This window comes from Herbaspirillum sp. B65, assembly GCF_000333555.1.
Lineage (GTDB): Bacteria > Pseudomonadota > Gammaproteobacteria > Burkholderiales > Burkholderiaceae_D > Herbaspirillum > Herbaspirillum rubrisubalbicans.
On sequence record NZ_BADI01000582.1, the window covers coordinates 1 to 968 of the forward strand.

2 protein-coding genes are annotated in these 968 nt (G+C 66.9%); both read left to right on the plus strand.

All coding sequences use genetic code 11. The features are described 5' to 3' along the window. A partial coding sequence (locus I5W_RS29835; protein ID WP_148289110.1) for a 4-hydroxythreonine-4-phosphate dehydrogenase PdxA occupies nucleotides 1-154 on the plus strand: 154 nt, incomplete at its 5' end. A gap of 26 nt (nucleotides 155-180) precedes the next feature. Continuing rightward, nucleotides 181-968, plus strand: a 788-nt coding sequence (gene rsmA / locus I5W_RS13990) for a 16S rRNA (adenine(1518)-N(6)/adenine(1519)-N(6))-dimethyltransferase RsmA (protein ID WP_083893536.1), incomplete at its 3' end; no start/stop codon positions are given.

Consider the following 968-nt stretch of genomic DNA (forward strand, 5'->3'; position numbering starts at 1 on the left):
CATCACCCTCGGCCTGCCCCTGATCCGCACCTCGGTCGATCACGGCACTGCCCTGGACCTGGCCGCCGCCGGCCTCGGCCACGCCGATCATGGCAGCCTGTGCGTAGCCATCCGTGCCGCTGCCGACATGGCACGCCGCCGGGCCGCCGCCTGATATTGCAAGAACCCACTGGAACCACCATGAAACACATCCCGCGCAAACGCTTCGGCCAGAACTTCCTCACCGATGACGTGGTGCTGCACGACATCATCCGCTCCATCGCGCCCGCCGCCGACGATGCCATGGTCGAGATCGGCCCGGGCCTGGCGGCCATGACTGCGCTGCTGCTGGAAGAGTTGCGCCACCTGCACGTGGTGGAACTGGACCGCGACCTGGTCGAGCGCCTCAAGAAACGGTTCAGCGCCGAGCGCCTGACCGTGCATTCAGCGGACGCCCTCAAGTTCGACTTCGCCAGCATCCCGGTGCCGGAAGGCCGCAAGCTGCGCGTGGTCGGCAACCTGCCCTACAACATTTCCAGCCCCTTGCTGTTCCACCTGGCCGAGATCGCCCCGCAGGTGCAGGACCAGCATTTCATGCTGCAGAAGGAAGTGGTCGAACGCATGGTCGCCGAACCGGGCGGCAAGGCCTATGGACGCCTGTCGGTGATGCTGCAGTGGCGCTATCACATGGAGCTGCTGTTCGTGGTGCCGCCGACCGCCTTCGATCCGCCGCCGCAGGTGGATTCGGCCATCGTGCGCATGATCCCGCTGGCGCAGCCCATGGCCTGCGAGCAGGCCTTGCTGGAGCAGGTGGTCACCAAGGCCTTCTCCCAGCGCCGCAAGGTGATCCGCAACTGCGTGGCGGGCCTCTTCACGGAAGACGAATTGCGCCAGGCCGGCGTCGATCCGCAGGCGCGTCCGGAAGCGGTGCCGGTGGAACAGTTCGTGGCCCTGGCAACCTGCTGGCGCGCGCCAGGCCTGAAGCTCGT